At 63.4% G+C, this 25,110-nt stretch carries 23 protein-coding genes and 3 tRNA genes; 10 read left to right on the forward strand and 16 right to left on the reverse strand.

Going from position 1 to position 25,110, the window contains the following annotated elements; all coding sequences use genetic code 11:
* Positions 1 to 38 precede the first annotated feature (38 nt).
* The 3 genes from AB6B38_RS06045 to egtB form a co-directional block, all read right to left on the reverse strand.
* The gene (locus AB6B38_RS06045; RefSeq protein WP_371394879.1) at positions 39 to 827 is read right to left on the reverse strand and encodes a hypothetical protein; all 789 of its coding nucleotides are present in this window, start codon (positions 825 to 827) and stop codon (positions 39 to 41) included.
* 12 nt (positions 828 to 839) lie between these two features.
* Positions 840 to 1,604, reverse strand: a complete 765-nt coding sequence (locus AB6B38_RS06050; RefSeq protein WP_371394880.1) for a class II aldolase/adducin family protein — start codon at positions 1,602 to 1,604, stop codon at positions 840 to 842.
* 90 nt (positions 1,605 to 1,694) lie between these two features.
* Positions 1,695 to 2,987 carry an ergothioneine biosynthesis protein EgtB gene (gene egtB, locus AB6B38_RS06055; protein WP_371394881.1) on the reverse strand — a complete coding sequence of 431 codons (1,293 nt, stop codon included), beginning with the start codon at positions 2,985 to 2,987 and terminating at the stop codon, positions 1,695 to 1,697.
* 159 nt (positions 2,988 to 3,146) lie between these two features.
* Here egtB and AB6B38_RS06060 point away from each other — a divergent pair, with 159 nt between their 5' ends.
* From AB6B38_RS06060 to AB6B38_RS06070, 3 genes are all read left to right on the forward strand, one after another.
* Positions 3,147 to 3,905 carry an NAD kinase gene (locus AB6B38_RS06060; RefSeq protein WP_371394882.1) on the forward strand — a complete coding sequence of 253 codons (759 nt, stop codon included), beginning with the start codon at positions 3,147 to 3,149 and terminating at the stop codon, positions 3,903 to 3,905.
* 78 nt (positions 3,906 to 3,983) lie between these two features.
* Positions 3,984 to 4,493 carry a response regulator gene (locus tag AB6B38_RS06065; protein WP_371394883.1) on the forward strand — a complete coding sequence of 170 codons (510 nt, stop codon included), beginning with the start codon at positions 3,984 to 3,986 and terminating at the stop codon, positions 4,491 to 4,493.
* Between the two features lie 24 nt (positions 4,494 to 4,517).
* Entirely contained in the window at positions 4,518 to 5,012 is a 495-nt protein-coding gene (locus tag AB6B38_RS06070; RefSeq protein ID WP_371394884.1) for an Hpt domain-containing protein, read from the forward strand.
* A 23-nt stretch (positions 5,013 to 5,035) separates the two neighbouring features.
* Here AB6B38_RS06070 and AB6B38_RS06075 read toward each other — a convergent pair whose 3' ends face one another.
* From AB6B38_RS06075 to AB6B38_RS06085, 3 genes are all read right to left on the reverse strand, one after another.
* Positions 5,036 to 6,202: a DUF2336 domain-containing protein gene (locus AB6B38_RS06075; RefSeq protein WP_371394885.1), complete on the reverse strand. Its 1,167-nt coding sequence runs from the start codon at positions 6,200 to 6,202 to the stop codon at positions 5,036 to 5,038.
* A 91-nt stretch (positions 6,203 to 6,293) separates the two neighbouring features.
* A complete protein-coding gene (locus AB6B38_RS06080) occupies positions 6,294 to 7,124 on the reverse strand; it encodes a hypothetical protein (RefSeq protein WP_371394886.1) in 831 nt (276 codons plus the stop codon).
* A 42-nt stretch (positions 7,125 to 7,166) separates the two neighbouring features.
* Positions 7,167 to 8,288, reverse strand: coding sequence for an NAD(P)/FAD-dependent oxidoreductase (locus AB6B38_RS06085; protein ID WP_371394887.1), 1,122 nt, complete (start codon positions 8,286 to 8,288; stop codon positions 7,167 to 7,169).
* Positions 8,289 to 8,357: 69 nt separating this feature from the next.
* Between AB6B38_RS06085 and AB6B38_RS06090 the strand changes: the two genes are divergently transcribed.
* Positions 8,358 to 8,765 carry a DUF6491 family protein gene (locus AB6B38_RS06090; protein ID WP_371394888.1) on the forward strand — a complete coding sequence of 136 codons (408 nt, stop codon included), beginning with the start codon at positions 8,358 to 8,360 and terminating at the stop codon, positions 8,763 to 8,765.
* A 6-nt stretch (positions 8,766 to 8,771) separates the two neighbouring features.
* Here AB6B38_RS06090 and AB6B38_RS06095 read toward each other — a convergent pair whose 3' ends face one another.
* The 4 genes from AB6B38_RS06095 to AB6B38_RS06110 form a co-directional block, all read right to left on the reverse strand.
* On the reverse strand, positions 8,772 to 9,446 hold the full coding sequence (locus AB6B38_RS06095) for a hypothetical protein (protein WP_371394889.1): 675 nt from the start codon (positions 9,444 to 9,446) through the stop codon (positions 8,772 to 8,774).
* A gap of 167 nt (positions 9,447 to 9,613) precedes the next feature.
* Positions 9,614 to 11,677 carry a prolyl oligopeptidase family serine peptidase gene (locus AB6B38_RS06100; protein ID WP_371394890.1) on the reverse strand — a complete coding sequence of 688 codons (2,064 nt, stop codon included), beginning with the start codon at positions 11,675 to 11,677 and terminating at the stop codon, positions 9,614 to 9,616.
* A 148-nt stretch (positions 11,678 to 11,825) separates the two neighbouring features.
* Positions 11,826 to 11,902: transfer RNA gene (locus AB6B38_RS06105), tRNA-His, on the reverse strand.
* 106 nt (positions 11,903 to 12,008) lie between these two features.
* Positions 12,009 to 12,782: a M48 family metallopeptidase gene (locus AB6B38_RS06110; RefSeq protein ID WP_371394891.1), complete on the reverse strand. Its 774-nt coding sequence runs from the start codon at positions 12,780 to 12,782 to the stop codon at positions 12,009 to 12,011.
* A 203-nt stretch (positions 12,783 to 12,985) separates the two neighbouring features.
* Between AB6B38_RS06110 and AB6B38_RS06115 the strand changes: the two genes are divergently transcribed.
* From AB6B38_RS06115 to phhA, 4 genes are all read left to right on the forward strand, one after another.
* Positions 12,986 to 14,986, forward strand: a complete 2,001-nt coding sequence (locus AB6B38_RS06115; RefSeq protein WP_371394892.1) for an AsmA family protein — start codon at positions 12,986 to 12,988, stop codon at positions 14,984 to 14,986.
* 111 nt (positions 14,987 to 15,097) lie between these two features.
* Complete coding sequence (gene ggt / locus AB6B38_RS06120) at positions 15,098 to 16,870, forward strand: gamma-glutamyltransferase (RefSeq protein ID WP_371394894.1); 1,773 nt, start codon at positions 15,098 to 15,100, stop codon at positions 16,868 to 16,870.
* A 94-nt stretch (positions 16,871 to 16,964) separates the two neighbouring features.
* A complete protein-coding gene (locus tag AB6B38_RS06125) occupies positions 16,965 to 17,921 on the forward strand; it encodes a beta/gamma crystallin-related protein (protein WP_371394895.1) in 957 nt (318 codons plus the stop codon).
* Between the two features lie 96 nt (positions 17,922 to 18,017).
* Complete coding sequence (gene phhA / locus AB6B38_RS06130) at positions 18,018 to 18,902, forward strand: phenylalanine 4-monooxygenase (protein WP_371394896.1); 885 nt, start codon at positions 18,018 to 18,020, stop codon at positions 18,900 to 18,902.
* Between the two features lie 6 nt (positions 18,903 to 18,908).
* Here the strand turns inward: phhA and AB6B38_RS06135 are convergent, their stop codons facing one another.
* The 4 genes from AB6B38_RS06135 to AB6B38_RS06150 all read right to left on the reverse strand — a co-directional run bounded on the left by AB6B38_RS06135 (position 18,909) and on the right by AB6B38_RS06150 (position 22,843).
* Positions 18,909 to 19,889 carry a DUF3137 domain-containing protein gene (locus AB6B38_RS06135; RefSeq protein ID WP_371394897.1) on the reverse strand — a complete coding sequence of 327 codons (981 nt, stop codon included), beginning with the start codon at positions 19,887 to 19,889 and terminating at the stop codon, positions 18,909 to 18,911.
* 79 nt (positions 19,890 to 19,968) lie between these two features.
* Positions 19,969 to 20,619 carry a DUF2497 domain-containing protein gene (locus AB6B38_RS06140; protein WP_371394898.1) on the reverse strand — a complete coding sequence of 217 codons (651 nt, stop codon included), beginning with the start codon at positions 20,617 to 20,619 and terminating at the stop codon, positions 19,969 to 19,971.
* Positions 20,620 to 20,720: 101 nt separating this feature from the next.
* On the reverse strand, positions 20,721 to 22,073 hold the full coding sequence (locus tag AB6B38_RS06145) for a TolC family outer membrane protein (protein ID WP_371394899.1): 1,353 nt from the start codon (positions 22,071 to 22,073) through the stop codon (positions 20,721 to 20,723).
* Positions 22,074 to 22,189: 116 nt separating this feature from the next.
* Entirely contained in the window at positions 22,190 to 22,843 is a 654-nt protein-coding gene (locus AB6B38_RS06150) for a protein-L-isoaspartate O-methyltransferase (RefSeq protein ID WP_371394900.1), read from the reverse strand.
* Between the two features lie 165 nt (positions 22,844 to 23,008).
* Here AB6B38_RS06150 and AB6B38_RS06155 point away from each other — a divergent pair.
* Positions 23,009 to 23,082, forward strand: a tRNA-Cys gene (locus AB6B38_RS06155).
* Between the two features lie 23 nt (positions 23,083 to 23,105).
* On the opposite strand, the gene AB6B38_RS06160 is transcribed toward AB6B38_RS06155, so the two are convergent.
* The gene (locus AB6B38_RS06160; protein ID WP_371394901.1) at positions 23,106 to 23,492 is read right to left on the reverse strand and encodes an Mpo1-like protein; all 387 of its coding nucleotides are present in this window, start codon (positions 23,490 to 23,492) and stop codon (positions 23,106 to 23,108) included.
* 338 nt (positions 23,493 to 23,830) lie between these two features.
* Between AB6B38_RS06160 and AB6B38_RS06165 the strand changes: the two genes are divergently transcribed.
* Positions 23,831 to 23,906 (forward strand) — tRNA-Asn (locus AB6B38_RS06165).
* A gap of 54 nt (positions 23,907 to 23,960) precedes the next feature.
* Here AB6B38_RS06165 and AB6B38_RS06170 read toward each other — a convergent pair.
* On the reverse strand, positions 23,961 to 25,034 hold the full coding sequence (locus tag AB6B38_RS06170) for a hypothetical protein (protein ID WP_371394902.1): 1,074 nt from the start codon (positions 25,032 to 25,034) through the stop codon (positions 23,961 to 23,963).
* Positions 25,035 to 25,110 lie beyond the last annotated feature (76 nt).

Consider the following 25,110-nt stretch of genomic DNA (forward strand, 5'->3'; position numbering starts at 1 on the left):
CACTTGCCCGCGCGAAAAGGGGCCGCAAGCGCCCGCCTTCAGAACCGCCGCCAGAGGCGAACGAGCCCCGCAGTCTCGCGCGCCGAGTTTTCAGTCTGCAGCGTAGCAAGAATTCCTGCCGATATCGAAAACCCTGCCGGGGCATCATAAATGGCGCTGATCTGGGTACGGTGGCCGGAATAGGCTGGTATGCCCGGACGGCTGCCAGCGCTGACCGAGAACGTCTCTGCCATGACGCGCCAGCGCAGCGATACCGGTACGCCAATAGCCGTGTCCAGACGCCACTCCTCGCCGCCGCGCTCAGCCAGGGAACGCCGCGCGATCTGGACATCGACAAAGCTGTCCCTGCCGAAGCCGCGCCCGGCCAGCAGCCGCACCTCGACATCGCCGCCACCCGTGCCAAAACGCTGATTGTTCCGGTTTTCGCCGGCGGACTCGAACGTTCTTGAAAGCTGGGTGGATAGCGCCCAGGGGCCGGCCTCCAGAAGCTTGAAGCGCAGGCCCGCCTCGGTCCCGCCAATCGCGATCAACGCGCTCCGGAAGGCCGAATCCGAAACATCATCCGGGGCGGCCCGCGTCTCGTTAAGCGACTGAAGTGCCAGGCGGCCGACCAGTGTCACCCGGTCCAGCAGGCCATATTCGGCATAAAAGCTGACCTCGGACTTGCGAAGCCGCGTGCCGCCCGGTGCCACCAGCCAGTGCGTGGAATAGCCGGTCAACAGAATCCCGTCGCCGCGCTTTTGTGTCCACGCGCCAGCTTGCGCCTCACCGGCAAGGACAGCCGCCAGCAAGGGCGCACAGGCCGCTATCGCCCATGAGCCGCGCACCGGAGGATACGCTTAAGCGTCATACCCCGGCGACTGACGATCAACACGGCCACGCAGGGCCGCCCATGCGATTTCCTTGAAGAACTCGTTGGTGAAGGCCTGCTCGCCCTGGGAATAGACCCGGTCCTGCATGTCCTTGCCCCATTCAACCAGCTCTGCGCCCTGCGCCATTGTCTGCATCTTGCAGGCGCGCTCCAGCATGTACATGCGGACATAGCACGAGAAGGGATGGTCGCCCGTGGTCAGCGTGCCGTGATTATTGAGGATCATCAGGTTCTTGCCGCCAAGATCGGCCACCAGACGCTCCTTCTCATCCTCTTCCAGAGCGATGCCCTCGTAGCCGTGATAGGCGACATCCTTCATCACGGTCATGGCGCTCTGCGAAATCGGCAAGAGCCCACGCTTCTGCGCAGACACCGCCACACCCTGATCGGTGTGCAGGTGCATGATTACCTTCACGTCCGGGCGCGCATGATGAATGGCGGAGTGGATGGTAAAACCGGCCGGGTTGATCCCGTACTGGCTGGGCGGCAGGACATTGCCCTCCAGGTCAATCTTTACAAGGTTGGACGCCGTCACATCCTCAAACAGCAGGCCGAACGGGTTGAGCAGGAAATGCTCCTCCGGTCCCGGCACGCGCATGGAGATGTGGGTGAAGAACAGATCGTCCCAGCCATGCATGAAGACGAGCCGGTAAAGCGCGGCCAGATCGCAGCGCGCCTTCCATTCCTCGGCTGAAACCTGATCCTTTACCGAGATACTGGCCTGATCGTCCATGATTGCGCCTCCCGTTTCGTCCGGTGCCTTGGGGCACGCTATTGGCTGAGCATTATATCAAGGATTGCGCCCCAGCGCCTCCGCGTCAAATCAACTCGTCAAGTCCTTCGCCAGGCGCAGCCCCGTCATCTGCCATTGGGCCTGCGGGGGGAAGAAGTTGCGATAGCTGGCGCGGACATGACCCGGCGGCGTCAGGGCAGAGCCGCCTTTCAGCACGAACTGCCCGCACATGAATTTGCCATTATACTCGCCAATCGCGCCGCCCTGCGCGCGATAGCCCGGATAGGGCGCATAGGCAGAGCGCGTCCATTGCCACACCCCGCCAAACAGATTGGCCTGATCGGCAGACGCTGGATGCAGCCAGCCATCAGGCGTCATGGCGCGGGCGCTTGTCGCATCGAACTGGCGCGCCGCCAGCTCCCATTCGCGTTCCTCCGGCAGGCGATAGCCGGTCCATTCGGCAAAGGCGCTGGCCTCGAAATAATCGAGATGGCTGACAGGCGCCGACGCGTCCAGCTCCCGCTCGCCATGCAGGGTAAACTCGCGCCATTCGCGCGCGCCGCCGCGCCAGTAGAGCGGGCAGCGCCGCCCCTCTGCCTGCACCCGCGCCCAGCCGTCAGACAGCCACAACGAGGCGGTATCATATCCGCCATCGGCAATGAATTCGGCATACTGGGCATTAGTCACGCAATGGGTGGACAGCGCAAAAGGTGCCAGCCATGCCTTATGGCGCGGCCCTTCATTGTCAAACGCAAACCCGCCATCCCCGGCCCCGAATTCATCCAGCCCGCCGGCAAACTCCAGCCAGCCGGCCAGCGCGCCGGGTTGAACGGTCAGAGATGCCGGCTCGCTATAGATTTCGCCAAACGGATTGACGCTCAGCACATGCTTGATGTCGGTCAGGATCAGTTCCTGATGCTGCTCCTCATGGGCGATGCCGGTTTCAGTCAGTGCGGCGATCCGTTCCAGATCAGCCTCCCCGCAACTCTCCAGAAGGTGCTCCATCGCCTCGTCTACATGGGCGCGATAGGCCATGACATGGGCAATGCCCGGCCGGGTGATATGACCGCGCGCGGCGCGCGGCTGCCGGTCGCCCAGCGCCTCGTAATAGGAATTGAACAGATAGCCAAAGCGCGGATCAAAAGCCTCATAACCCGGCAGGTGCGGCTCCAGCAGGAAAGTCTCCCAGAACCAGCTGGTATGGGCCAGATGCCATTTGGATGGGGACACATCCTCCATGGTCTGCGCGCCCATATCCTCAGCCGACAGAGGCGATGTCAGCGCGGTAGAGCGCGAGCGGAGCGCCTGAAAGCGCCCGATCAGGTGCGCGCGCATGGCATGCCCCGGATCAGCAGGGGCCATGACAGCGGTTTCAATTGCCATTTCGAACCAGTCTCCGTGTGCTGCACTGATAACTCTGGCACACGGTCCGGGGGTTCGGAAAGGTGCACAGCGCGCGCGATCGGCGCTTTCCGCCCTTGCATGCTCTCCCCGGCGCAGCTTGAATGCGCATTACTGTTTGTCCCGATTACAGGTTTTGCCATGCGCCTGGCCTTCCACGCCGCTGACCGGCCCGACGCGCTGAGCGCACGCAACGCGCTGGTGGAGCGCTATGGCGATTGCCCGCTACTGGAAGCAGACTGCGTGATTGCGCTGGGCGGAGACGGCTGCATGCTCGATGCGCTGCATGCCGTGATGGGCCACAACATTCCCGTTTACGGGATGAATTTCGGCTCGGTCGGCTTTCTGATGAATGATCCGGTGCATGACGATCTGCCCGCGCATCTTGAGGCTGCCGAGACCGCGATCATCCATCCTTTACGGGCCAAAGGCTCCAATGTGCATGGAGAGACGTTTGAATCGCTGGCCATCAACGAGGTCTCGCTGCTGCGCCAGACCCGCCAGACCGCCAAAATCCGCATATTCATCGACGATATCGAGCGCATGGAGGAGCTGGCAGCCGACGGGGTGCTGGTCTCCACGCCAGCGGGCTCGACCGCCTACAATTTCTCGGCCCACGGCCCCATCCTGCCGATTGATGCCAGCCTCTTGGCCCTCACCCCTATCAGCGCCTTCCGTCCGCGGCGCTGGCGCGGGGCTTTGCTCAGCCATGCCAGCACCGTGAAGTTCGACGTGATAGAGCCGGTTCACCGTCCGGTTGCCGCCGTCGCAGACAATCGCGAGTTTCGCGATGTGAAGTCTGTGACCATCGCCGAATCCGATGATGTGACGCTTACCATGCTGTTTGACGCCGGCCGGGCGCTGGATGAACGCATTATCCTCGAGCAGTTCACGTCCTAGGGCCTGCTTAGCCGTATATTAAGCAAGTTGCCCTTAGGGTTTGCCTCCAACGGGGGATACGAAGAACGAGGTAGCGTTTTGGCTGGAGAACTTCCTGCCGACATGGCCTTCACCAAGCTGCGCGTGCTGCTGGTTGATGACAACGCAGCGATGCGCGGGCTGGTGCGTGCGGTGCTTGGCGCTTTTGGCTGTGACAATGTGTTTGAGGCGGCCGATGCCAAGCGTGCGCTGGGCATATTGTCGGTCGAGCAGATCGACGTGATTGTCACGGACTGGAAGATGGCACCTGTCGACGGCCTGGCGCTCGTTCGTCATCTGCGCAATCCAGAAAAGAGCGCCAACCCTTTCATCCCGATCATCATGCTGACGGCCTATGCCGAGCCTTCGCGGGTGCGCGAAGCGCGTGATGCGGGCGTTACCGAGTTTCTCGCCAAGCCATTTTCTGCCGAGCAGCTTTACAAACGCCTGCAGGTGATCGTGAACCGCCCGCGCCCTTTTGTGCGCACCAAGGTGTTTTTCGGCCCCGACAGGCGGCGTCTCAATAACGAGTATGAAGGCCCGGAACGCCGCGAAGACGCGGCACTCTAGTGTGACAGGGGAAGGGACAAGGCCATGACGCAACGCGAACGACCCATCGAGATCATCAACCCGCCCAACATGCTCAAGGTGAAGGTGGGCGGACGGATTGCGCCAGCAGATCCGGCAGCCATTGCGCGCGCCGAGGCTGCGCTGGCCGAGATGAAGGAAGAGTTCTCCGGCTGGCTCGCCGAAGAGGTCGACAAGCTGGAAGCCGCCCTCGCCAAGGTGGAGGCCGAAGGGCTGACCAGCGACGCGGGCGACGAGCTTTTCACCGTTGCACACGATTTGCGCGGCCTTGGGACCACGTATGACTTTCCGCTGGTGACACGCATGGCCGCCTCCCTGTCGCGCCTGGTGGAAACAGGTGAGAAGCGCGAGCTGGTGCCTGTGCAGCTGGTGGAGGCCCATGTCGGCGCTATCCGCGCGGCCCTGCGCCAGAACATCCGCACTGACGATCATGCCGTCGGCCGGACTCTGGCCGAGGAACTGGAAACCCGCGTGATTGATCTGGTCGGCGCGCCGGCCTGACCGCAATTGCGGTTAAAGACCGGTCAGCCTGCCTTTCGGGCTGCCGGCGGGGCGATATCGCCGGTGACGGCGCCCATATCGGCTTCAAGACGCGCCATGCAGTACTCAAGGTCGGCTTCCGGCGCGCCCTGGAACTGGGTGAAGATGCGCTGGGTCAGCGCCGCCCTGAACTTCACGATATCTTCGGGCCCCTGCCCGCCAATCTCCAGCGAATGATAGGCGCTCACCGAAGCGCGCACGGCCGGCAATATACGCCGCGGCAGACCGGAACGCTCAAACACCGCATCAAGCCCCAGCGGTCCTGCATCATGGATCAGCAGCCACGCCTTGGCGTGCGGTATCCCGGCAAGCTCGGCCATGCAGTGCTCGAAAAAGCTCATATGGCCACGAAACAGGGCGCGCAGGATCAGTGAGGGCGTCAGCCGCCCGTTCATCTGCAATTGCTGCACGAAGCGGCGCGGATCAGGGGTCAGCCCTGCCTGCTCGACCAGATCGACAGTCGCGCGCTCGCGTGTGGCTTCAGCCAGCTCGACGGCCAGTTGCGCCGGCAAGGCATGGCGCGAAACGAGGCGCTCCACAGCCGTCTCTGAAATTACGTTGATGAGCTTTTCGGTGACTTCCATCGGCAGGCTGGCGCGCTCGACGAAATTCTCCAGCATGGCAGGCTGGTCGTGATAGCGCTCAAAGGTCAGGGCGTAGGAGCCGGCATCGAAATGCGCGCCATCATTGGCGATCACCCGCTGGACGGCCGGGTCTGCGCCGCGCATGACCAGTTCGCGCACCACCTTGCCTGGCACTTCCGCACGTCCGGCAATGGCCAGCTGGCGGATAACGATCCCCGAACGGACAATCTCGGTGAGGTCTTCCTCAGTCAGGGATGGTGAGCCGGCAATAACCGGCACGGCAATGGAATCGATATCAGCGGCCAGCTTGCGCGCAACATCGCGCGGCAGGCTCGGTGAGCGCGCCAACGTGACCGACAGCGCACGCCGCACGATCTCTGCCGCGTCATTGGCAAGAACTTCCAGAATGGCATTGGCCGCGGCGCGGTCACTGTCCGACAGGCCCGGCATGGAGATGCGGGCGCATATCTTGCGCGCGGCGAGGGCACGGCCCTCATCATCCTGTGCACTGGCAAGGCGGGCAACGTCCTCACGGGTGAGACGCGCTCTTAAAGCCTTTACGCTCATGGTCCCATACTCCCAAGCAACAAGGACAACCGGCACCAGGAAGCGTGCGCCTGAAATCTTAACGGGTTATTGCTGCGCGTCAGGCAAACCGTCAGGAGCGCCGCCCCCGGCTGCGCAGCGGCATGTCCAGCGTGTTGAGAATTTCCATCACAGCCGGAGACAGAACCGCGCCCGGTGCGCCGCCTGTGGCATATCCCGAAACCCCGGCGCGAAGATTCTCGCGAACGCGTTGCAGGCTGGCACCGGCCTGTGTATCGGCCACCATGCGTGGCGTCGTAACCGTATCAGGCACATTGGCCACCGGCCGCTCGCGGGTCAGAAACGACAACAGTTCGGAAGCGCTGCGCGGGCGCGCACCGTCAAAGAATACGCGCCGGTTGGCCGAGGCCGCATCGGGAAACAGCGCATCGGCGCGCATGTCCGGATTGGTATGCGCCGTCTCGATCAGGCGTGCGGCGCGCGACGCGCCCAGGAAGTGGGCCGCATAGAGCTCACCGGTTGTGGGTTCACGCCCCGTGGCAGAGCGCAGGATCGCCGCATTCTCCGCCGTCAGCTCGCCCGCCATGAGGCTGGCCGCGCGCGGATCAAAGCGCATGTCGAGAATTTCCTGGCGGCGCGCCGGATCATCCACGACAAACCGGCTGCCATCCTGACGCACAGAGGCGGCCATATCGCCATAACCATGCCGCTCGCCATGGCGGGCAACCATGGCAAGCCAGGTCTGCTCGATAAACTGGAACATGCCCGATGCGCTGGACGTGCTGGCGCGCGCACCCGCATCGAAATTGCTTTCGCGGGCCGCCGTGCGCATCAGAAAGTCGAAATTGGCACCCGTGGCGCTGGCTGCATCTGAAATCAGCCGCGACGGCGAGAATGTGTTCTGCAGCTGGCCTGCCAGCGCGTTGCCAATGCGGTCGGGCATGAGAACGGTACGCTCCGGTAAAAGAATCGCTTCGTCCCCATCTCACCCGGCGGAGGATAAGCCTTCGTTAACCGTGTCCGGCGCGAACGGGGCAAGAAGCATATCCGCCCTGCTCTCATCGATAAGCCCGGCAAGTCCCTCAGCGATGGCGGGAGCGAGCATGACGCCATGCCGGTAGGCACCCAGCGCCACCACAAGGCCCGGCTCGGCCAGCCCGGCGCGCGGCATCAGACCCGGCAGCGCCGGACGGATACCGGCCCAGTGCGCCAGCCGGGGCATTGACGCGATGTGCGGCAGATAGCGGGCCGCGCGTTCGATCAGCGCAGTGGCCATGCCCGGCTCTGTCGCGGCATCACTCCTGCCCGGCTCTACGCTGGCACCCACCAGCAGACGCCCGCCGGGCTTGGGAGCAAGATAGACGTCGCCCGCGCGCAATAGCGGCCAGTCGGGCTGCGTACCCGCATCCAGCATCACGGCCTGCCCCTTGACCGGATAGATACCGGCCGCCGCGCTGTGCAGGTCTGCAGCCGCCCAGCCGGCCGCCAGCACCACGAAATCGGCCTCAATCATCTCTCCTGTGGCGAGCCGGACCTGCCAGACATCCCCGTGCCGCTGCAGCGTGGCCACGCGCGCATTTTCGCGCACACTCACGCCGCGCCCGGCCAGGGCGGCCATCAGTGCAGAGATCAGGTGCGGCGCTGATATCTGCGCATCGCCGGGCAGGAAAATTGCACCGTCTGGCAGGACGAGCCCCGGCATGCGGGCGCGGACGGCACCAGCATCGAGAGAAACCGCCTCGATATCTCTGCCTGCCAGCCATTGCGCCATGCCTGTCTGGCGTACCGGTATCAGCGAGCCACAGGCCCTGTAGGCCACATCCATACCCGTCTCGGCAGACAGGCGGTGCGCCCATTCCGGCCAGTGCGACGCGCTGTGCCGGGCCAGTGCAGCAAACGCCCCGGCCAGAGGAGAGGCGCTGTCTCGCGCCTCCCAGATTTCCGCTCCGGGGGCGATCATGCCGGCAGATGCCGCCAAAGCGCCATGACCTGCCTTACCAGCGTCACAAATAAGCGTATTAATTCCTCGCAAGGATAGCGCATACGCCAGTGCAAGCCCGGCTGCCCCGGCACCGATTATGCACACGCGTGGAGCGTCCTTACGCATACCAGCCTCTCTGCAGGCGCCTCCGGTTCCGGGCAGGAACACAAGAAGACAGGAAAGGTTCGCGTTACCATGGTGGCGAAACTCGAAACCATCTCTCGTATTGCCGCAGCTATAGCGGCTGCAGGCGCTGCAATCACCCTGTCAGGCACAGCCATGGCCGGTGAAAGCGTGCAATCGGACCGCTGCGTGCAGATCGGCAGCATCAGTGGCTATTCGGTCATTGACGACCGCCATCTGATCCTGCGCTCAGGTGCCAGGAACTTTTTCCTTGTCACCACGGCCACGCGGTGCTCGGGGCTGAATTTCGGTGTGGAAATCGCCACCTCGATCACCGGCAATCAGCGCATCTGCCAGCCCATGAGCGAGTTCGTCATTCCCGATGACGGATGGCGCTGCCGGATTGCGTCCATCGAGGCGGTCGACAGCGAAGATGCGGCGCGCGCCCTCGTCGAGGAGCGCCGCGAAAGCGGAAACTGACACAGATCAGCCCGGCGTCTGGCTCGCCAGACGCACCGGGCTGACGCGCTCTGCCCCTTCAGCATCCTCATCGGCCCGTTCCAGCGCAATACGGCAATCGGCCAGAAAACGTTCACCGGCATTATCGCCCTGGCGCGACCAGGGCCGTGACAGGGCGCGCGAATAGAACGCCGTAACGGCGGCGCGCCACACACTTTCCGGCCCCTCCTCATCCTCGCGTTCACCGCACGCTTCCAGAGCCATCTCGAACACGCGCTGCAGGCATTCCAGCGCCGGAGCGGCATCCTCCAGCCGGGTACGGGTTTTCCCGTCATGGCCAGCATCAAGACGGCGCTCGGCCTCGCGCAGCGCGGCAAGGTGGCGGCGCGTCAACGTCATGGTGGGGGTATCATCGCGCAGATGGGCCGCGTCGGGAACCAGACCGGCAAGCTGGCCGGTCAGGCGCAGCCCCATCTGCAAGTCCTGCCGCAGGCGGGCAATCTGGGTGCGGCGCGTCTGCAGACGCTTCTGGTCGATCAGCGCGCGCCCGCAATCCTCCAGCAGGCGCCAGAGCGCCATCTTCTGGTCCGCATCGCCAATGGCATGGCGCTCGCAGATCCGGTCGATATCGGCCTCGTCGTAAAGCTCGCCATCATCAAGGATGATAAAGCTGGTGCCGGTTGTGCTGGTCAGTCTCGCCATGCCTGCTCCCTGCCCCGGCCCCTCAACCGGCATCATATTTTTGGGCCACCCTCTGTGACAGATTAACCTATCGTTAAGCAAGCTGCGCCCTGCAAGGCGCACAACGCCAGCACTTTCCTGTGGAAAATGCTGAGCGCCGCCCGAGCCAAACAAGCCAGTCTGACAGCCTAATCCTCGTCTGTGCGGTTTGCCGGGTCGTGTTCGGCGAACCAGCGCAGGTTTTCTGCAACCACCATCAAAAGGCGGCTGGGCCGTGAAGCGGTGATCCCGTGGGGCGCGCCGGGGATGACAACCAGGCGGGTTGGTACATCCCGGATGCGCAGCGCAGTGTAGTATTGCTCGGACTCCGATACCGGCGTTCGCAAATCGTCGCCGCCGACCATCACCATGGTCGGCGTTGTCACATTGCCGACCAGAGAAAGCGGCGACCGGCGCCAGTACGCTTCGGGGTCTTCCCACGGCGGTGCATCAAACCAGAAGCGATAGAAGACGTTCGTCAGGTCGGCGTGGAGGACAAAGCTGCCCCAGTTTATCACCGGCTTGACGGTCGAGGCCGCCGCAAACCGGTCCGTATTGCCCACGATCCACGCCGTGAGCACGCCGCCGCCTGATCCGCCCGACACGAAAAGCCGGTCCTCATCGATATAGCCGCGCGCAATCAGGGCATCGACGCCGCCCATCAGGTCATCGTAATCATTGCCTGGATAGCTGCGGTCGATGAGATTGGCAAACTCCTCGCCATAGCTCGTTGATCCGCGCGGGTTTGTGTAGATCACGACATATCCCGCAGCAGCCATGAGCTGTAACTCGGCGGTGAAGGTCGGGCCGTACGCGGCAAATGGACCGCCATGGATTTCAAGAAATAGCGGGTAGGTCTGGCCGGGATTGAATCCGGGCGGGTGAAGAACCCAGCCCTGTATCTGGCGCCCGTCATGGGGCGAAGCCCACCAGATCTCTTCGGCGTCAGACACATGGCGCCGCGACAACAGCTCCTCGTTAAGCGAGGTTATGCGCCGCAGCCCGCTACGCCGGTCTCCTGCAGCCACTTCGGCCGGACGCAGCGGCGACGAAACGGCTCCGGCAAACCTGCCCGTCCGGGGCGATACCGAAAACGTGCCGCCAGCATACGGAACACCGAAACTGGAACCGCTCAGCCCTTCGCCCAGCACCTGGACATCGCCGTTCAGCGTAATCAGAGCAATCTTCACCTCGCCCTGATCGACGAAGGAGACATAGACGCCGCGCCCGTTCTGCGCCCACACCGGGTTGGCTAGGCTGCGGTCAAAATCGGCTGAGATCACACGCGAATTGCTGCCGTCAATGTCCATCACATAGAGGCGCTGGGTCTGGAAACCCAGATAGCGCTGATCGTATCCGAGATAGGCGATCCGGCGTCCGTCGGGCGACACAGCCGGAGAGCTGTCCGGTCCCCGCCTGTCAGTCAGTTGCGTGATGGTGCCGGAGGCGAGATCGATGCGGTGAAGCTCGGTGTCTGCTGGAGACGCATTGCGGCCGGGCCGGCGGTCAGCAGAGACAATCAGGGCCGATCCATCAGGTGTCCACGCAAAGTCGGCAGCAACGCCCTCGATGTCGTCTGTCACCTGAACGGGTGTCCCGCCCTCCGCGGCGATTACAAATATTTGCTGTACGCCGTGGGGCACCAGCCCCCGCCCGTCGGCGCGGAACACCATGCGCTCTTCCACCCGGGCGGGTTCGGCCCATTGCGCACCCTCGGGGCGTGACGGCAGGGAGGCTGGCGACGGACCCGAACCGGGGGAGAAGCTGGCAAAGGCCAGCCGGTTGCCATCTGGAGACCACTGCAGTCCCGCCGGCGTGCCCGGCAGGCGGCTGATCGCTGCATCACGGCTGCTGGACACCCAGTGCAGGCGCAATTCCTGGATTCCGCCCGTACTGGCGACATAGGCCAGCCTGCCACTGTCAGGCGCCCAGCGCGGGCTGGTGAAGTCTGCCGAAGCGCTGGAAGCGACAGGCATATGGTTGCGCCCGTCATAGTCCACTATCCAGATGCTGCTGCGGGCGCGATCGGTCATGATGTCGTTCGTGCGGCGCACATAGGCGATGCGCTGGCCATCCGGCGAAATCTGCACATCCGCTGCCGCTTCCATCGCGAACAGGTCCACAGGCTGTAGCGGCCCATGATCGCCGTCCTGCGCATGAGCTGTCATGCAGAGCGCGGCGGCGGACAAAACTACAAGGAAACGCAACAGCATATTATCCCTCCCCGGATTTGTGCGGGAAGGCTAGGTCGGAATGAGGGGTGTTTCCATTGGCCGTGTGCGGTTGTCACGCATATGTGACAACACCGGGACTGCCTGATGCGCGGCGGCACCAAAACCCCAGCTTGTCACGGCAGTTGAATGGTACCGCCTCCCCGGCTCGAACGGGGGACCTCTAGATCCACAATCTAGCGCTCTAACCAACTGAGCTAAGGCGGCACGCAAAACCGGCGCGAGGGCGAAGCCTCAAGGCGGCGGGAGCGCTGACATAGCGCCGCCGGACCTGCGATGCAAGACCGGCGGCCATGTGATGTAGCTCAGTGTATCAGGCGTAGCCGCTCGAGGTGATATGGCTCTGCAGAGCCTGCATGCGCTGGGCGTCTGACGGATGCGTCGACAGGAAGGCAGGCGGACCGCCCGAACCCCCGCTGCGCGCCATCATGCCGTTCCAGAAGGTGAGCGCTTCGGTGGGGCGGTAATTGGCTCTGGCCATGTAGTCGGTGCCCAGCCGGTCGGCCTCGTATTCGTGGCGGCGCGAATAGGGCAGCAGAACGCCGAAGGTCAGCCCCGCGCCCAGCACACCGGCCCACATGCCGGCATTGCTTACCCCGCCCTGGTCCAGCGCGACGGCGGCAAGTCCGGCCCCCACGCCGGCTGCCATCTGCTGGGAGGCACGCTCCTGCGCGTGACGGCCTGCCACGTGGCCGGCCTCGTGGCCGATCACGGCGGCCAGCTGGTCGTCATTGCCCGCCACGTCCAGCAAGCCCGAATAGACCGCCACCTTGCCATTGGGCAGCACCCAGGCATTGACCTGGTCATTGTCGAACACGACGAATTCCCAGTCATGCTGGGTCATGCCGGAGCTTTGCGCGATGCGCTGGCCGACCCGGTTGACCTGATTGCGCTTGCTGGCATCGCGGGTGACGCGTTCCTGTTGCAGCGATTGCTGCCATGTCTGCTGGGAGAGCTGGGCGATCTGGGCATCAGAGACGAGCATGAGCTGGCTGCGGCCCAGCGCCTCGTTATGCGCCGTGCACCCGGCAACGAACGGCACGACCGTACCAACTGCGAGCCCCATCAGCAGCTCGCGCCGGTCCATGCGCACCGGCGGCAATGCGGGATCAATTTTCAGTTCGTTATTCATCACCACTCCCCCTTCAGGACAATGACGGGCGCACCAGGATTCATTTTTCCGGCCCGCCACGATGGAAACAATTGTCCCGAGAAGTTAAACATAACCCGGACCGCTACGGAACTGTTTCCGTTGACCCCTCGCCTGCTGGTAATACCGGAGTTCACGTCATGCGCCGCCTGCTTATGATTCTTCTGGTCCTTGCGGGGATCGCTGTTGCCGCCGCCCTTCTGGTACCCGCGCTGCTCACCCCGGAGAACTGGCGCGGCGAAATCGAGCGACGGGCCAGCGAGCAGCTGGGGCGCGAGGTGAGCATTGGCGGCGATATCGGGCTGACCATATTGCCCTCCATCCAGATCAGTGCAGGCAATGTTTCCATCGGCAATGCGGAAGGGTTTGGCGAGGAGGCGTTTGCCGAACTCTCCGAGCTGCGCCTGGGCCTCGCCCTCTGGCCGCTGTTTTCCAACCGGGTGGAGGTCAGCGAGTTCGTGCTGGTCGAGCCGGTTATCCGTCTTCGCGAAAACGCGCGCGGCAATAACTGGACATTTGCCTCCGCTGAGGAAGCGCAAGCTGCGCCGCCATCCGACAGTAATGGCGGCTTCCGCCAGCCCGGCGCGCTTCCCTTCGACGGGACGTTTTCCGGCATCCGCATTGAAAACGGCGCATTGAGCTATTCCGACGGAACCGACACCTGGGACGTTTCGCAGCTCAATGTCCGGCTGCAGGCAGAGGATCTGGACCGCGAAGCGCGCATGGACGGCGACTTTGTGCTGCGCGGCGAGAGGATTGCTTTCGACACCCGGCTCGGCGGCCTGCGCCCGTTCATGGAGGGGCGTGAAACCCCTCTGACGCTGGAGGTTCGCTCCAGCCCGCTTACCGTGAGTTTCGACGGCAATGTGCTGGAAAGCAGCACGTTTGATCTGGCTGGCGACGCCAGTGTCCAGACCGATATTCCCGGTCTGGCGCGGCTTGCCGGCGAGCCCTTGCCGCCCGGCTCGGCCCTGCGCAGCGCATCAACATCCGGGCGCCTGACCAGCGTGCCCGGCGAACTTCGGTTCGAAAACGCACGGCTGCGCCTCGACGAGATCACCGCAACGGGCTCCCTGACCGTACAGACGGAGCGTGAACGCCCCATGCTGACCGGCCAGATGGTTATCCCTGTCCTGAACCTCAACCCATATATGCCCGCCGAACAGTCCGGCACGGCTGCGGGCGGTCAGACCGAATGGAGCACCGAGGAAATCGATCTGGCCGCCCTGCGACTGGTGGATGCTGACTTGCGCCTCAGCGCCGGACGGCTGATCTTCGGCGATGTCGAGGCAAGCGAGGCCGCTGTCCATGCCCGCCTGACCAATGGGCGCCTGGTGGCCGATCTGTCACGCTTCACGCTCTATGGAGGTAGCGGTTCGGGCCAGCTCGTTGTCAATGCACGCAGCACGACGCCCAGCTATTCACTGAACGCCCGGCTGCGGGGCTTGCAGACCCAGCCCTTCCTCGGTGCGGCAGCCGATTTTTCGGCACTGCGGGGCCTGGGCAATTTCACGATTGACCTGACCAGTTCGGGCGCCAGCACGGCAGCGATCATGCGGTCACTGTCGGGCAGCGGCGATCTGCGCCTGAGCGATGGCGCGATTGAAGGTTTCAACCTGGCGCGTATCCTTCGCGGCGTGCAGACAGCGATCACCACTCGCCAGCTTCCCCAGGGCTTCGGACCGGAGGAAGAAACCGATTTCAGCGAGCTGGGCGGCACGTTCAATATCCGCAATGGCGTCCTGACGAACAACGATCTGTCCATGCTCAGCCCGCTATTGCGGGTTACCGGCACAGGCGAGTTCAATCTGGTGGAACAGTCGATGGACTACCGCATTTCGCCGCGCGCCGTCGCCTCGCTGGCTGGCCAGGGCGGCACGCCGGAGCTGGGCGGGATTGCCGTGCCGGTGCGGGTGCGCGACAGCTTCGCCAACCCGTCTTTCAGCATCGACTTTGAATCGGTTGCGCGCGCACTGGCAACCGGCCAGGCGCGCGGACTACTGGACCGTATCCTGCCCGGCCAGAGCTCCGGCGAGGATGCGGAAGAGGGCGAGGAGCAGCAGGCCCAGCCAACCCCGGCCGATCTCCTGCGCGGCCTTCTGGACCGTCAGCGCCGCAGCGGGAGCGATGACGGCAACTGACGTCACACGCACGTGAACAGGCTGGGGTTTTGCTTGCACCGGCGCAAGCCGCCGCCATGATGTGGTCCAAGAAACAGCCCCAAACAAGCTGACGGGGCGAAGGGGAGCATTATGAAAACGCTGAACGCACTTCTGGCTGCAGGAGCCGTCATGGCCTTTACCCATCTGGTTCCGGCGAGCGCCGCTCAGACCTTCCACCCCGGCGACCGGGTGACCGGAGATCATTTCGCCACCCGCTCGCCCATTCAGGCGATCAATGGCGTAACCGCCTCCGCGCAGCCGCTGGCCAGCATGGTCGGCATCGACATTCTAAAGGCTGGCGGCAATGCGGTTGACGCGGCTATCGCGATGAACGCGGTGCTGGGCCTGATGGAGCCGGTCGGCAACGGAATTGGCGGCGATATTTTCGTGCTGGTCTATGACCCGGAGACACAGCAGGTCTACGGGCTGAATGGCGCAGGCCGCTCGCCCATGGGTCTCGATATCGAGACCGTGCGCGCCAATCTGACGCCGGAGGGGACAATCCCGCCTGTCGGCCCGCTGGCCGTTTCGGTGCCGGGCGCCGTTGATGGCTGGTTTGCCCTGCATGAGCGCTTTGGCCGCCTGCCGATGGAACAGGTTCTGGCGCCCGCCATCCGCTACGCGGAGGACGGCTTTCCGGTCAGCCACACCATTGCCTATTACTGGGAGCGCAATATGCGCATCTTCCAGGAGCGCTACGAGGCAGGCCAGTTCAGCGAGTTTGACAATGCCCGCGCAACCTATCTGAACGCTGACGGACGCGCGCCCGCCGAGGGCGAGATTTTCCGCAATCCGGATCTGGCCCGCACCTACCGCCTGCTCGCCGAACAGGGGCGGGATGCCTATTACGAGGGCGAGATCGCCCGCACGATAGACGCCTATATGCGCCGTATCGGCGGCTGGCTACGCTATGAGGACTTTGCTGCCCACACTTCAGAATGGGTGGACCCGGTCACGGTCAATTACCGCGGCTATGATGTCTGGCAGATACCGCCGCAGGGCCAGGGCATGAGCGTGTTGCAGATGCTGCAGATACTCGAAGGCTTCGACCTCACCTCCATGGGCTATATGAGCGCCGACACGCTGCACGTGATGATCGAGGCCAAACGCCTCGCCTTCGAGGACCGGGCGCGTTTTTACGCTGACCCGGCTTTCCAGCCTGCACCGGTGGAATGGCTCCTGTCAGATGAGTATGCCGCCGAACGGCGCGCGCTGATCTCCATGGAGCGGGCGATGGAACAGGTGGGTCCGGGTGATCCGCCCCAGATCGAGCACAATGACACGACCTATCTGAGCACCGCCGATTCCAGCGGCATGATGGTGTCGCTGATCCAGTCGAACTATCGCGGTATGGGTGCCGGTATCGTGGCCGACGGGCTGGGCTTCATGTTCCAGAACCGGGGTGAAGCCTTCTCGCTGGACGACGATCACCCGAATGTCTACGAGCCCGGCAAACGCCCCTTCCACACCATTATTCCCGGCATGGTGACCTATGAGGGCCAGGGCTATTTGAGCTTTGGCGTGATGGGCGGTGCCATGCAGCCCCAGGGCCATGTGCAGGTGCTGTCCAACATGATCGATTTCGGCCTGAACCTGCAGCAGGCAGGCGATAGTGCGCGCTGGCGCCATGAAGGCTCCACAGAGCCGACAGACGGGCTGGGAACGCCTGCGGGGCTTGGCGTGGTGCATCTGGAAAGCGGCGTGCCGCAGGATGTGCGCGAGGAGCTGGAGCGGCGCGGCCATGTGCTCGGAAGCAGCGATGGCGGATTTGGCGGTTATCAGGCAATCCGCCGTGATCCGGTGACCGGTGTGCTCACCGGCGCATCAGAAATGCGTACCGACGGCGCCGCAATGGGCTATTAGAGATGAACGAAAGCACATAAGCGCTTTCATCGGGGGTTCACGGCGCAAAGACCACTCTTTCTGCCATGAACAGGCTGGAAAGGGAGTATCGGTAATGAACCTGGCCAAGTGTATTGTTGCATTGGGAGCGGCGGCTGCCGCTTTCGTGCTTGTCCCGCTGGACGCCGAGGCCCAGCGTGGCCGCCCCGGAGGCGGCGGTGGCGCGCCGGTCATCGAATTTTTTGAAGGGCCAAACTTCACCGGGCGCTCCATTCGCCTGGACGGGGATGCGCCCGACTTTCGCCGGATGAACTTCAATGACGTGCCCAGCTCCTTCCGGATATCGAGAGGCTATTGGGAGATCTGCTTCGACATCAACTATCGCGGCCGCTGCCAGATTTTCTGGCAGGACGCCCCGCAACTGACCAGCGGCTGGAACAACCAGATAAGCTCGGCACGTCCGGTTGATTTCCGCCGGGGCGGGCGCGAGGCGCTGATGATGTTCTCCGAGCCGAATTTCGGCGGCGAGGCGCGCCTCATCATGGACAATGTGTCGAACTTCAATTCGATCCAGTTCAACGACCGTCCGCGCTCCTTGCGTGTGCTCAGCGGAGAGTGGATCGTCTGCCAGCACGCCAATTTCGGCGGCCGCTGCGAAACGCTCCGCAATGAAGCGTCCGACCTGCGCCGCATGGGCCTTGACCGCGAGATCAGCTCGGCCTCCCCGACCTCGCAATACAACCCGCCCACGCCCGCTCCCAATCCGGGCTTCAACCCCGGCCCTGGCTCCAATCTGCGTCCGGGGTCTGTGTTTGGCGGCACGCGTGGCGCGCAAAGCACCTATTTTGCCAATCCGCGCATTAGCGGGGCTCCGGTCGCGCGCTGCATGAGCAATTTCAACAACTCGGCCTGCGATCAGGTGACGGCGGACGCGCTCTGCCGGGGTGAGGGCTTCCGCGGTGCAGCCTACTACACCATCACCGACCAGGGACGCAGCAATCACTACTTTATCGGTGATGCCCGCACCGGGCAGTCCAACGGCGCCCTCGCCGACGTGCTGTGCGTCCGGTAAGCGGATAAAAACATGCGCCGTGCAGCTTGGCCCCTCGCGCAAGCGGGGGGCCTTGCTTTATCTTGCCGGAAAAGTTTATCGAATCCGGAGCGAGCCATGCCTGTGCAGGATCCCGTAATCGCCGAGCAGACCCCCGCAGCTGACCATACGATTGACCAATGCTGGGACCGCTATTCGCCGGAGGAGCACGGCGTGTGGGACACGCTCTACAAGCGCCAGATGAAGGTGTTGCAGGGCCGCGCCGCGCCGGAACATTTCAAGGGGCTGGAACTCTTGAACCTGAATGAGGGCGGCATTCCCGATTTCCGCCGCATGAACGAGAAGCTGGAAAAACTCACCGGCTGGACCGTCGTCGCCGTTCACGGCCTCATCCCCAACGATGTCTTTTTCGACCATCTGGCCAACCGCCGCTTTGTCGCCGGACGCTTCATCCGCGATGCCGACAAGCTGGACTACCTGCCCGAGCCGGACATTTTCCACGACGTGTTCGGCCATGTGCCGCTGCTGACCCAGCCGGTCTTTGCCGACTATATGCAGGCTTACGGCAAGGGCGGGGCAAAGGCTGAAAAGCACGGCATGATCGAGAATCTCACCCGGCTTTACTGGTACACGGTGGAGTTCGGCCTCATCAACACGCCTGAAGGCCAGCGCATCTATGGCGCGGGTATCGTCTCCAGCCAGTCTGAATCGGTGTTTGCCCTGGAGGGCCGCTCGCCCAACCGGGTTCATTTCGATCTGGAACGCGTGATGCGCACCGACTACCGCTACGATGACTTCCAGCAGACCTATTTTGTCATCAACTCCTATGAGGAGCTGATGGAGGCCACCGCCGGTCAGGACTTCGATCCGATCTATACCCGCCTGAAGGGCCAGAACGATTTCAAGGCCAGCGATATCGTGGACGGCGACAAGGTCTACACCCAGGGCACGCAGGAATACGCAAAGGCTGGCGGCCTGGCCAAAGGGGCCAAATGGGTGTGAGCCCGCTCACGCCATCCATTCAGGCTTTTCATCCGGTGCCAGCACCAGGGCGATGATCTCTTCGACCAGTTCAAAATCACGGTAGAGCGCCTGCACCCGCTCACGCGCGTTCAGCGGTTTGAAGAGTGATCCCGGCTCGAACAGATTGCCTGTTTCGGCGGCCAGCAACAGCTCGCCCTTGCCGAATCCCTCGGCGAGGCTTTCGTCGAACACGCCGCGTACATTCTTGCCCTTCAGCGCCGTCTCCAGCGCCAGTACGCGCTCCATGAAGGCTGGCGTCATCAGATAACGCGCCATCACCTGGTCGGTGCCATAGACCTGAAAGATGCGCTCAAATTTCGGGTCGACCAGGCCGATACGCTCCAGCCTGCGTCCATTGGCCGAACGCATCAGCCCGCTCAGCGCGTTGAATATGCCCTGATCACGCGTAATCAGGGTGACGCCTTCTATGGTCCGGGGAAAGGCGACGCGGATCAGAACGCCGCGAAACACGGTGACGTAATAGGTGCGCTTTCTGCTGCGGCGGCGCTGCTTGAGCTCCGCCTCGTAGAGCTCGAACTCTGCGCCATGGGCCTCGCCGGAAAAATGATCTTCAAACTCGCGCCGGTCGGAATTCGGGATCAGGCCGTGGCTGCGGAAACTGTCAAAGCGCGCCGGATTGGCGGGCTTTGGCGCGTAGCGCAGACCGAAGGCGCCAGCCAGCCGGGTGTTCATCCCGTGCTTGACCTCGGTTCGCAAGGCATAAAAGGGCGCAGACACGATCCCGACAACGATAGCGGCAAGCACGATGGCGGCGATTATCGCCACCCCTCCGGGCAGTCCCAGGGCCGACAGAACCAGTATCACGGCCAGCGCGCCGGGGACCACGGCGATAATCCCGGTCACCAGCCGGCGTGCTGCCGCCTTCCGGCGCGTCTCCAGACCCGCCAGCCAGGGTTCCAGCTCTGCCCAGACCGCATCAAATTCCCGCAATCTGCCTACCCCCATACGCAACAGGCGCCCGTTTTACGGGCGCCTGTTTTTCATGCCGGCCGCCTACGGCCGGTATGTAGCTGCTCTTTCCGGCCTAGCGGCGGCGGCGCGCCACACGCTCGATCTCTTCTTGCACCTTCGCCTCGACGATGGCCGGCAGGTTTTCATCCAGCCATTGCTTGAGCATCGGGCGCATCAGCTCGCGCACAATGCCTTCAAGCGTCTGACCGTTATCGCTGCTCACGCGTAAATTCTCGGTAAGCGCGGCAAATGCCCCCGCAGCAGCGCTGGCGGCCGGTTCGGCCAGCAGGCTGTCATCATCTTCAGCCGGTGCCGGGGCAGGTTCAGGTGCTTCAGCCATGACGGGTTCCGGTTCTGGCTCAGGTTCGGGTTCAGCGGCCGGCGCGGCTTCCTCTTCACGATCAAGGATCATCAGATCATCCGCGATGGCCATCGGCGAGGTGCCCTCGCCCTCTTCCTCAACCCGGTCGGTCAGCTCCAGGACATCGTCATCAACGGCGACCTCCTCCGGCTCCGGCTCAGGTTCGGGCTCAGCTGCCGTCTCAAGCACCGGTTCTGCCTCCGGTTCAGCTTGCGGCTCCGGCGCAGCTTCCGGCTCGGCTGCAGGCTCAGAAGCGGCAGGCGCAGCCTCGGCTTGCGGCTCATCATCCTCGTTGATGATACGCCGGATGGAGGCCAGGATTTCCTCCATGGTCGGTTCTTGTTCTGCGTTGCTCTGGGCCATGAAACAGGTCCTTCGGATGGTCGCGAGGGGTTGCTTGACACTTGGCCAAGCTTGGAATGCCCTCGCCGGGATGTCCAGCACTTGCGTGCGCTGAATAGACCCTAATTACCGCCCGTTAAAGGGAAGTTAGGCCAGAATCGGGGGTTTTGGCCTGCATCGGCCTCTTCATAGGGCTCCAGACCCAGCTGTGTCCCTGTCAGCCTGCCCATTGCCTGCAGCAATGCGTAGGCCGCGACCTGATAGTCGCGCTCGGCCCGGACCAGCTCCAGACGGGAATTGAGCAATTCCTGCTCGGCGTTGAGCACATCAAGCGTGGTACGCAGCCCCACAAACGCCTCCTGGCGCACGCCCTCAAAGGCAATCTCGTTGGCACGCACCGCCTGACGGCTGGAGATAATCACCGCTTCGGCCGCCAGATAGCTGTTCCAGGCATTGGAAATGCCTTCAGCCACCGCGCGGCGCACATTGAGCACCTGCAGGCGCAACTCATCGGCCACGGCCACCGCCTGACGGACCCGCGATTCGTTAAGACCGCCCGTGAAAATCGGCATGGAAACACGCGCACCGACGGTCACCGAGCCGCGCCCGCGGCCGGTGAAGTCCGATTCGCGCGATTCCGACGCCGAAGCCGACAGCGCCACATCCGGCCGCAGGGCAGAACGCGCCACGCGGATACCCGCCTGGCTTGCCTGTTCATTGAACAAGGCCGAGAGAAGCAGCGGATTGTTTTCCAGCGCCACATCGGCGGCAATCGCCAGCGATTCTGGAACATCGGGCTGGCTTTCGGGCTGCTCGACATCCAGCGGCGCGATGCCTGTCACCCGTTCATAGCCTGCCCGTGAGGCGGCCAGAGTCGCCTGCGCGGCGGAGAGCTGGGCCTGTGCGCCCGATACACGCGCCTCGGCCTGCGCCACATCGGTGCGGGTGATTTCACCCACTTCGAAACGGTCACGCGCGGCGCGCAACTGCTCGGCCAGCACGTCCACATTATTGCGGCGGATATCAACGATTGCGGTGTCCCGGACGACATCGAGATGCGCGGCAATCGCCGACAGCATGACTTCCTGCTCGGTGCCGACAACATTCCACCGGCTGGCCTCGATCCGGTTCAGGGCCTGATCCACCGAGGCATCTATGCCGCCGCCGGAATAAAGGCTCTGGCTGGCACTCAGCGAGTAGCTGACATCGCCGCCACTACCCCCGGCACCGGCTCCCGGCCCCCAGCTCTCGCCATCGGAAATGCCGGCACTGGCCGACAGGCTGGGCAAGCGCGCCGAGCGGGCCTGCACCACACCTTCACTGGCCTGACGCAAGCGCGCGCGCTCTGCGGCCAGTACAGGACTGGTCCGATAGGCAGCTTCAAGCGTTTCGTTGAGCGTCTGGGCGTTCGCACCGGCAGCCAGACCGCCCAGCCCCAGCCCGGCGGCCAGCATCAAGGTAATTGGAAATTTCATGCGTCCCTCTCACGGTTCACGACCACCCCGGCCCCGTTTACATGGGCGCTAAGCCCTGAAATTCCATCCCCGCGCAACGATTGCCAAGCAAAAAGTGAACAGTGTTCACTTTTTTATCACAGCGAGAATTCAGGCTCGCGTTCAAAGCCGGGCAGAACCGATGTCATCGAGTCGAACACAGCCCGGCTGCCAACAACCCCGTCCTTGCGCGTGTAAATCTTTGCCCGGCCAACACCGTTTTCCCGCACGATCACGGCCAGGCGGCCATTCTCTGCAAGCTGTGACAACCAGGCGTCCGGCACAATTTCAACAGCACCATTCACCAGTATAACGTCGAACGGGCCCTGTTCCGGCGCTCCTTTTTTCACATCGCCGGTCACAATCACGGCATTATCCGCGCCGACATCGCTAAGGGCACCTTCAGCCTTGGACGCAAACGATTCACTGGACTCAATGCCGATCACCGTTTCGCACAGGCGCGACAGGATAGCGGTGGAGTAGCCCCGCCCGCAGGCGAGATCGAGCACAAGATCACCGGCCTTCACGCCGGCCGCCTGCACCAGCTTGGCAAAGTCGCGCGGACGCATGAAACGCCGCCCCTCGCCCAGATCAATCTCCATGTCGGCATAGGCCGATCCGGCCATTGAACGGGGCAGGAAGCGCTCGCGCGGGATAGCCAGCATCGCGTCCTGCAGGCGTCTATCGGTCACATCTGCGGGGCGGACCTGGCTGGCAACCATTTGCCGGCGCGCTTCAGCAAGCTCACTCATGGGAAATACGTCCGCGTTAAATCCAAGGATGGCCGCTTATATCGCGGCCCGGCAACAAAGTGCAACGCGCGCACTGACCGGCAACTGCCAGCTGTATGCGGACAGCCTGCAAAGCGCGTTGCAGCGCGCGGGCCGCATCGCTATAGCTCTATCCCCACCACGAGAGGCGCCATGGCGGAGTGGTGACGCAGAGGACTGCAAATCCTTGTACCCCGGTTCGATTCCGGGTGGCGCCTCCAACTCCCCTGCCCGCCGATGAAGGTCACGCACCCTGGCGTGCGTGGGGATGACCGGTCACACCGGCCTTCTCAAGCTCGCTATCCAGCCGGCCCGTCACCCACAGCCAGAACATCTTGTAATCGCCGATCAGCGACCAGAGCGGGTAGGTAAAGGTGGCCGGCTTGTTACGCTCGATGAAGGCGTGGCTGACCCAGGCGAAGAAATACCCGCTCACCGGCACCAGCAGAAGGCCCCACCAGGTCTGGGTCACCAGCGCCCAGATCAGGACCAGTGGCGCCAGAACCGTGCCGACAAAGTGCCAGTAGCGCGTCGCCGGAATGGCGTGTTCGCGCAGATAGAAGGGGAAAAAGGCCGAAAAGCTCGTATAGCGGCCATTGACCATCCCGGCATCGTCCTGTGTCTCATTCATCGGCTGACCTCCCGAAAGTGTAGTGTTTATGGCGGGCAGGATAGCCCAGCTTGCCTGTCCCGGCGAGACGCGCGTTAAGCTCCCGGTCAGAGCGGTGAGTCATTTCTCTCACACGTCTCCCAGCGTTAGCGAGATATTAACCATCGAATCGTTAATGTGATCTCGTCTTCTTCATGAAGACACCCCACCATCCACCCATGCCTTTTCGGGAGCCTCACGGCTCCCGATTTTTTTTGTCCGTATTGCGGTGGCTGAAACTTCTGCCCCAATTAACGGCAAAAGCGCCTTGCGGGACACAACCCGTATTGCTAAAGACCCCACCTCGCTTGCGAGAGTGTTCCCCGGTAGCTCAGTTGGTAGAGCAGCGGACTGTTAATCCGCCTGTCGCTGGTTCGAGCCCGGCCCGGGGAGCCATCGCAGCGAGTGTTTCCAAAAGCCCGTCCAGCCCTGCGTGAAACGCGTATCGCGTCAGGCACCGCAGTACAGCGCGGGCGGTATCCGGAACGCGAAGAAATAATCGGCATCGCCGGGACCGGGTCTCCAGCTGGTCAGCCCCGCGTGGCGGGTTTTCGTATGGCATGGGTCATGGCTGTGCACGCGGCGCAGGTGTGGTCTCACGCCTTTCAGCACCCCCTCAGGCAGATGGGCGGGGAAGTGCAGGCGCATCCTCGACGCCCCGGCCCGCCGCGACACGCTGACCAGATGGCGCAGCAAGGCCGATTGCGCGCGCACACCATCTGCGCAGGGCGATGCGGCCCAGTCGACGACCTCCGCGTGGTCAAGGCGTCCGGGCGCAGCCTTGGTCAGCAGCAGGGCCGCAACGGCCAGCGCCCTGCCCTCCAGCCTAGCAACCACATATTCCATGCCGCCCCTGCGATCCGGGTCGGCGGCGCGGTAGCGCAAGGATACCTGGCTGATCTCGCGTGACATGTGTCCGGCAGGCGCAAGCGCGGCCAGTTCCTCATCCGAAACCGTGTCCAGCGGCTCGAACACCGCATCACCGCGCCGCCCGCTTATATCAAACGCAAAACCGGCGCCGCAGTCGAACCGCTCTGTATTCTCGCGGCCGGGCAGCGCTGCCAGCACTATCCGGTCGGGGCGGAACACCCATTCGGCCCATTCACGGCCCCTCTGCCCCAGCCACGCCTTGGCGCCCACACGGGCCAGCAAAGGCGCAGACAGCGCATTATTGTTCAGGGTCACAAACGCATCCACATCAGGCTGCGCCAGGCCGTGACGGATGAGCTTCAGACCGGCCAGCCGCCCGGTCTGCGCCCGGTCGGTTACGACCGTGTGGCCGGTTGCGATGACATAGCTTTCGGTGCCGCACCTGTATCGATTGACGAAATTGCCCAGGAATCCGCTCACGCGCCCGCCGGACTCGGCAACCCATCCCGGCGCGATATCGCCCTGCTGCGGATTGCCGAACAGGACCCAGCGCCACCCCTCAAGCGAGCGCGCAGGAAAGCCACACGAATCCACCAGCGGGACAATGGCCGGCAAGTCGGCCTCATGGACCTGTCGAATTGTCACTGCGGCCATGCGTGTCCGATCCCTTCGAAGACAGGAAATACAGCGCGTTATATGAGAAATGGTTTACACAGGCTGGGGAACCCGT

The organism is Glycocaulis abyssi (assembly GCF_041429775.1).
Classification (GTDB): Bacteria; Pseudomonadota; Alphaproteobacteria; order Caulobacterales; family Maricaulaceae; genus Glycocaulis; species Glycocaulis abyssi.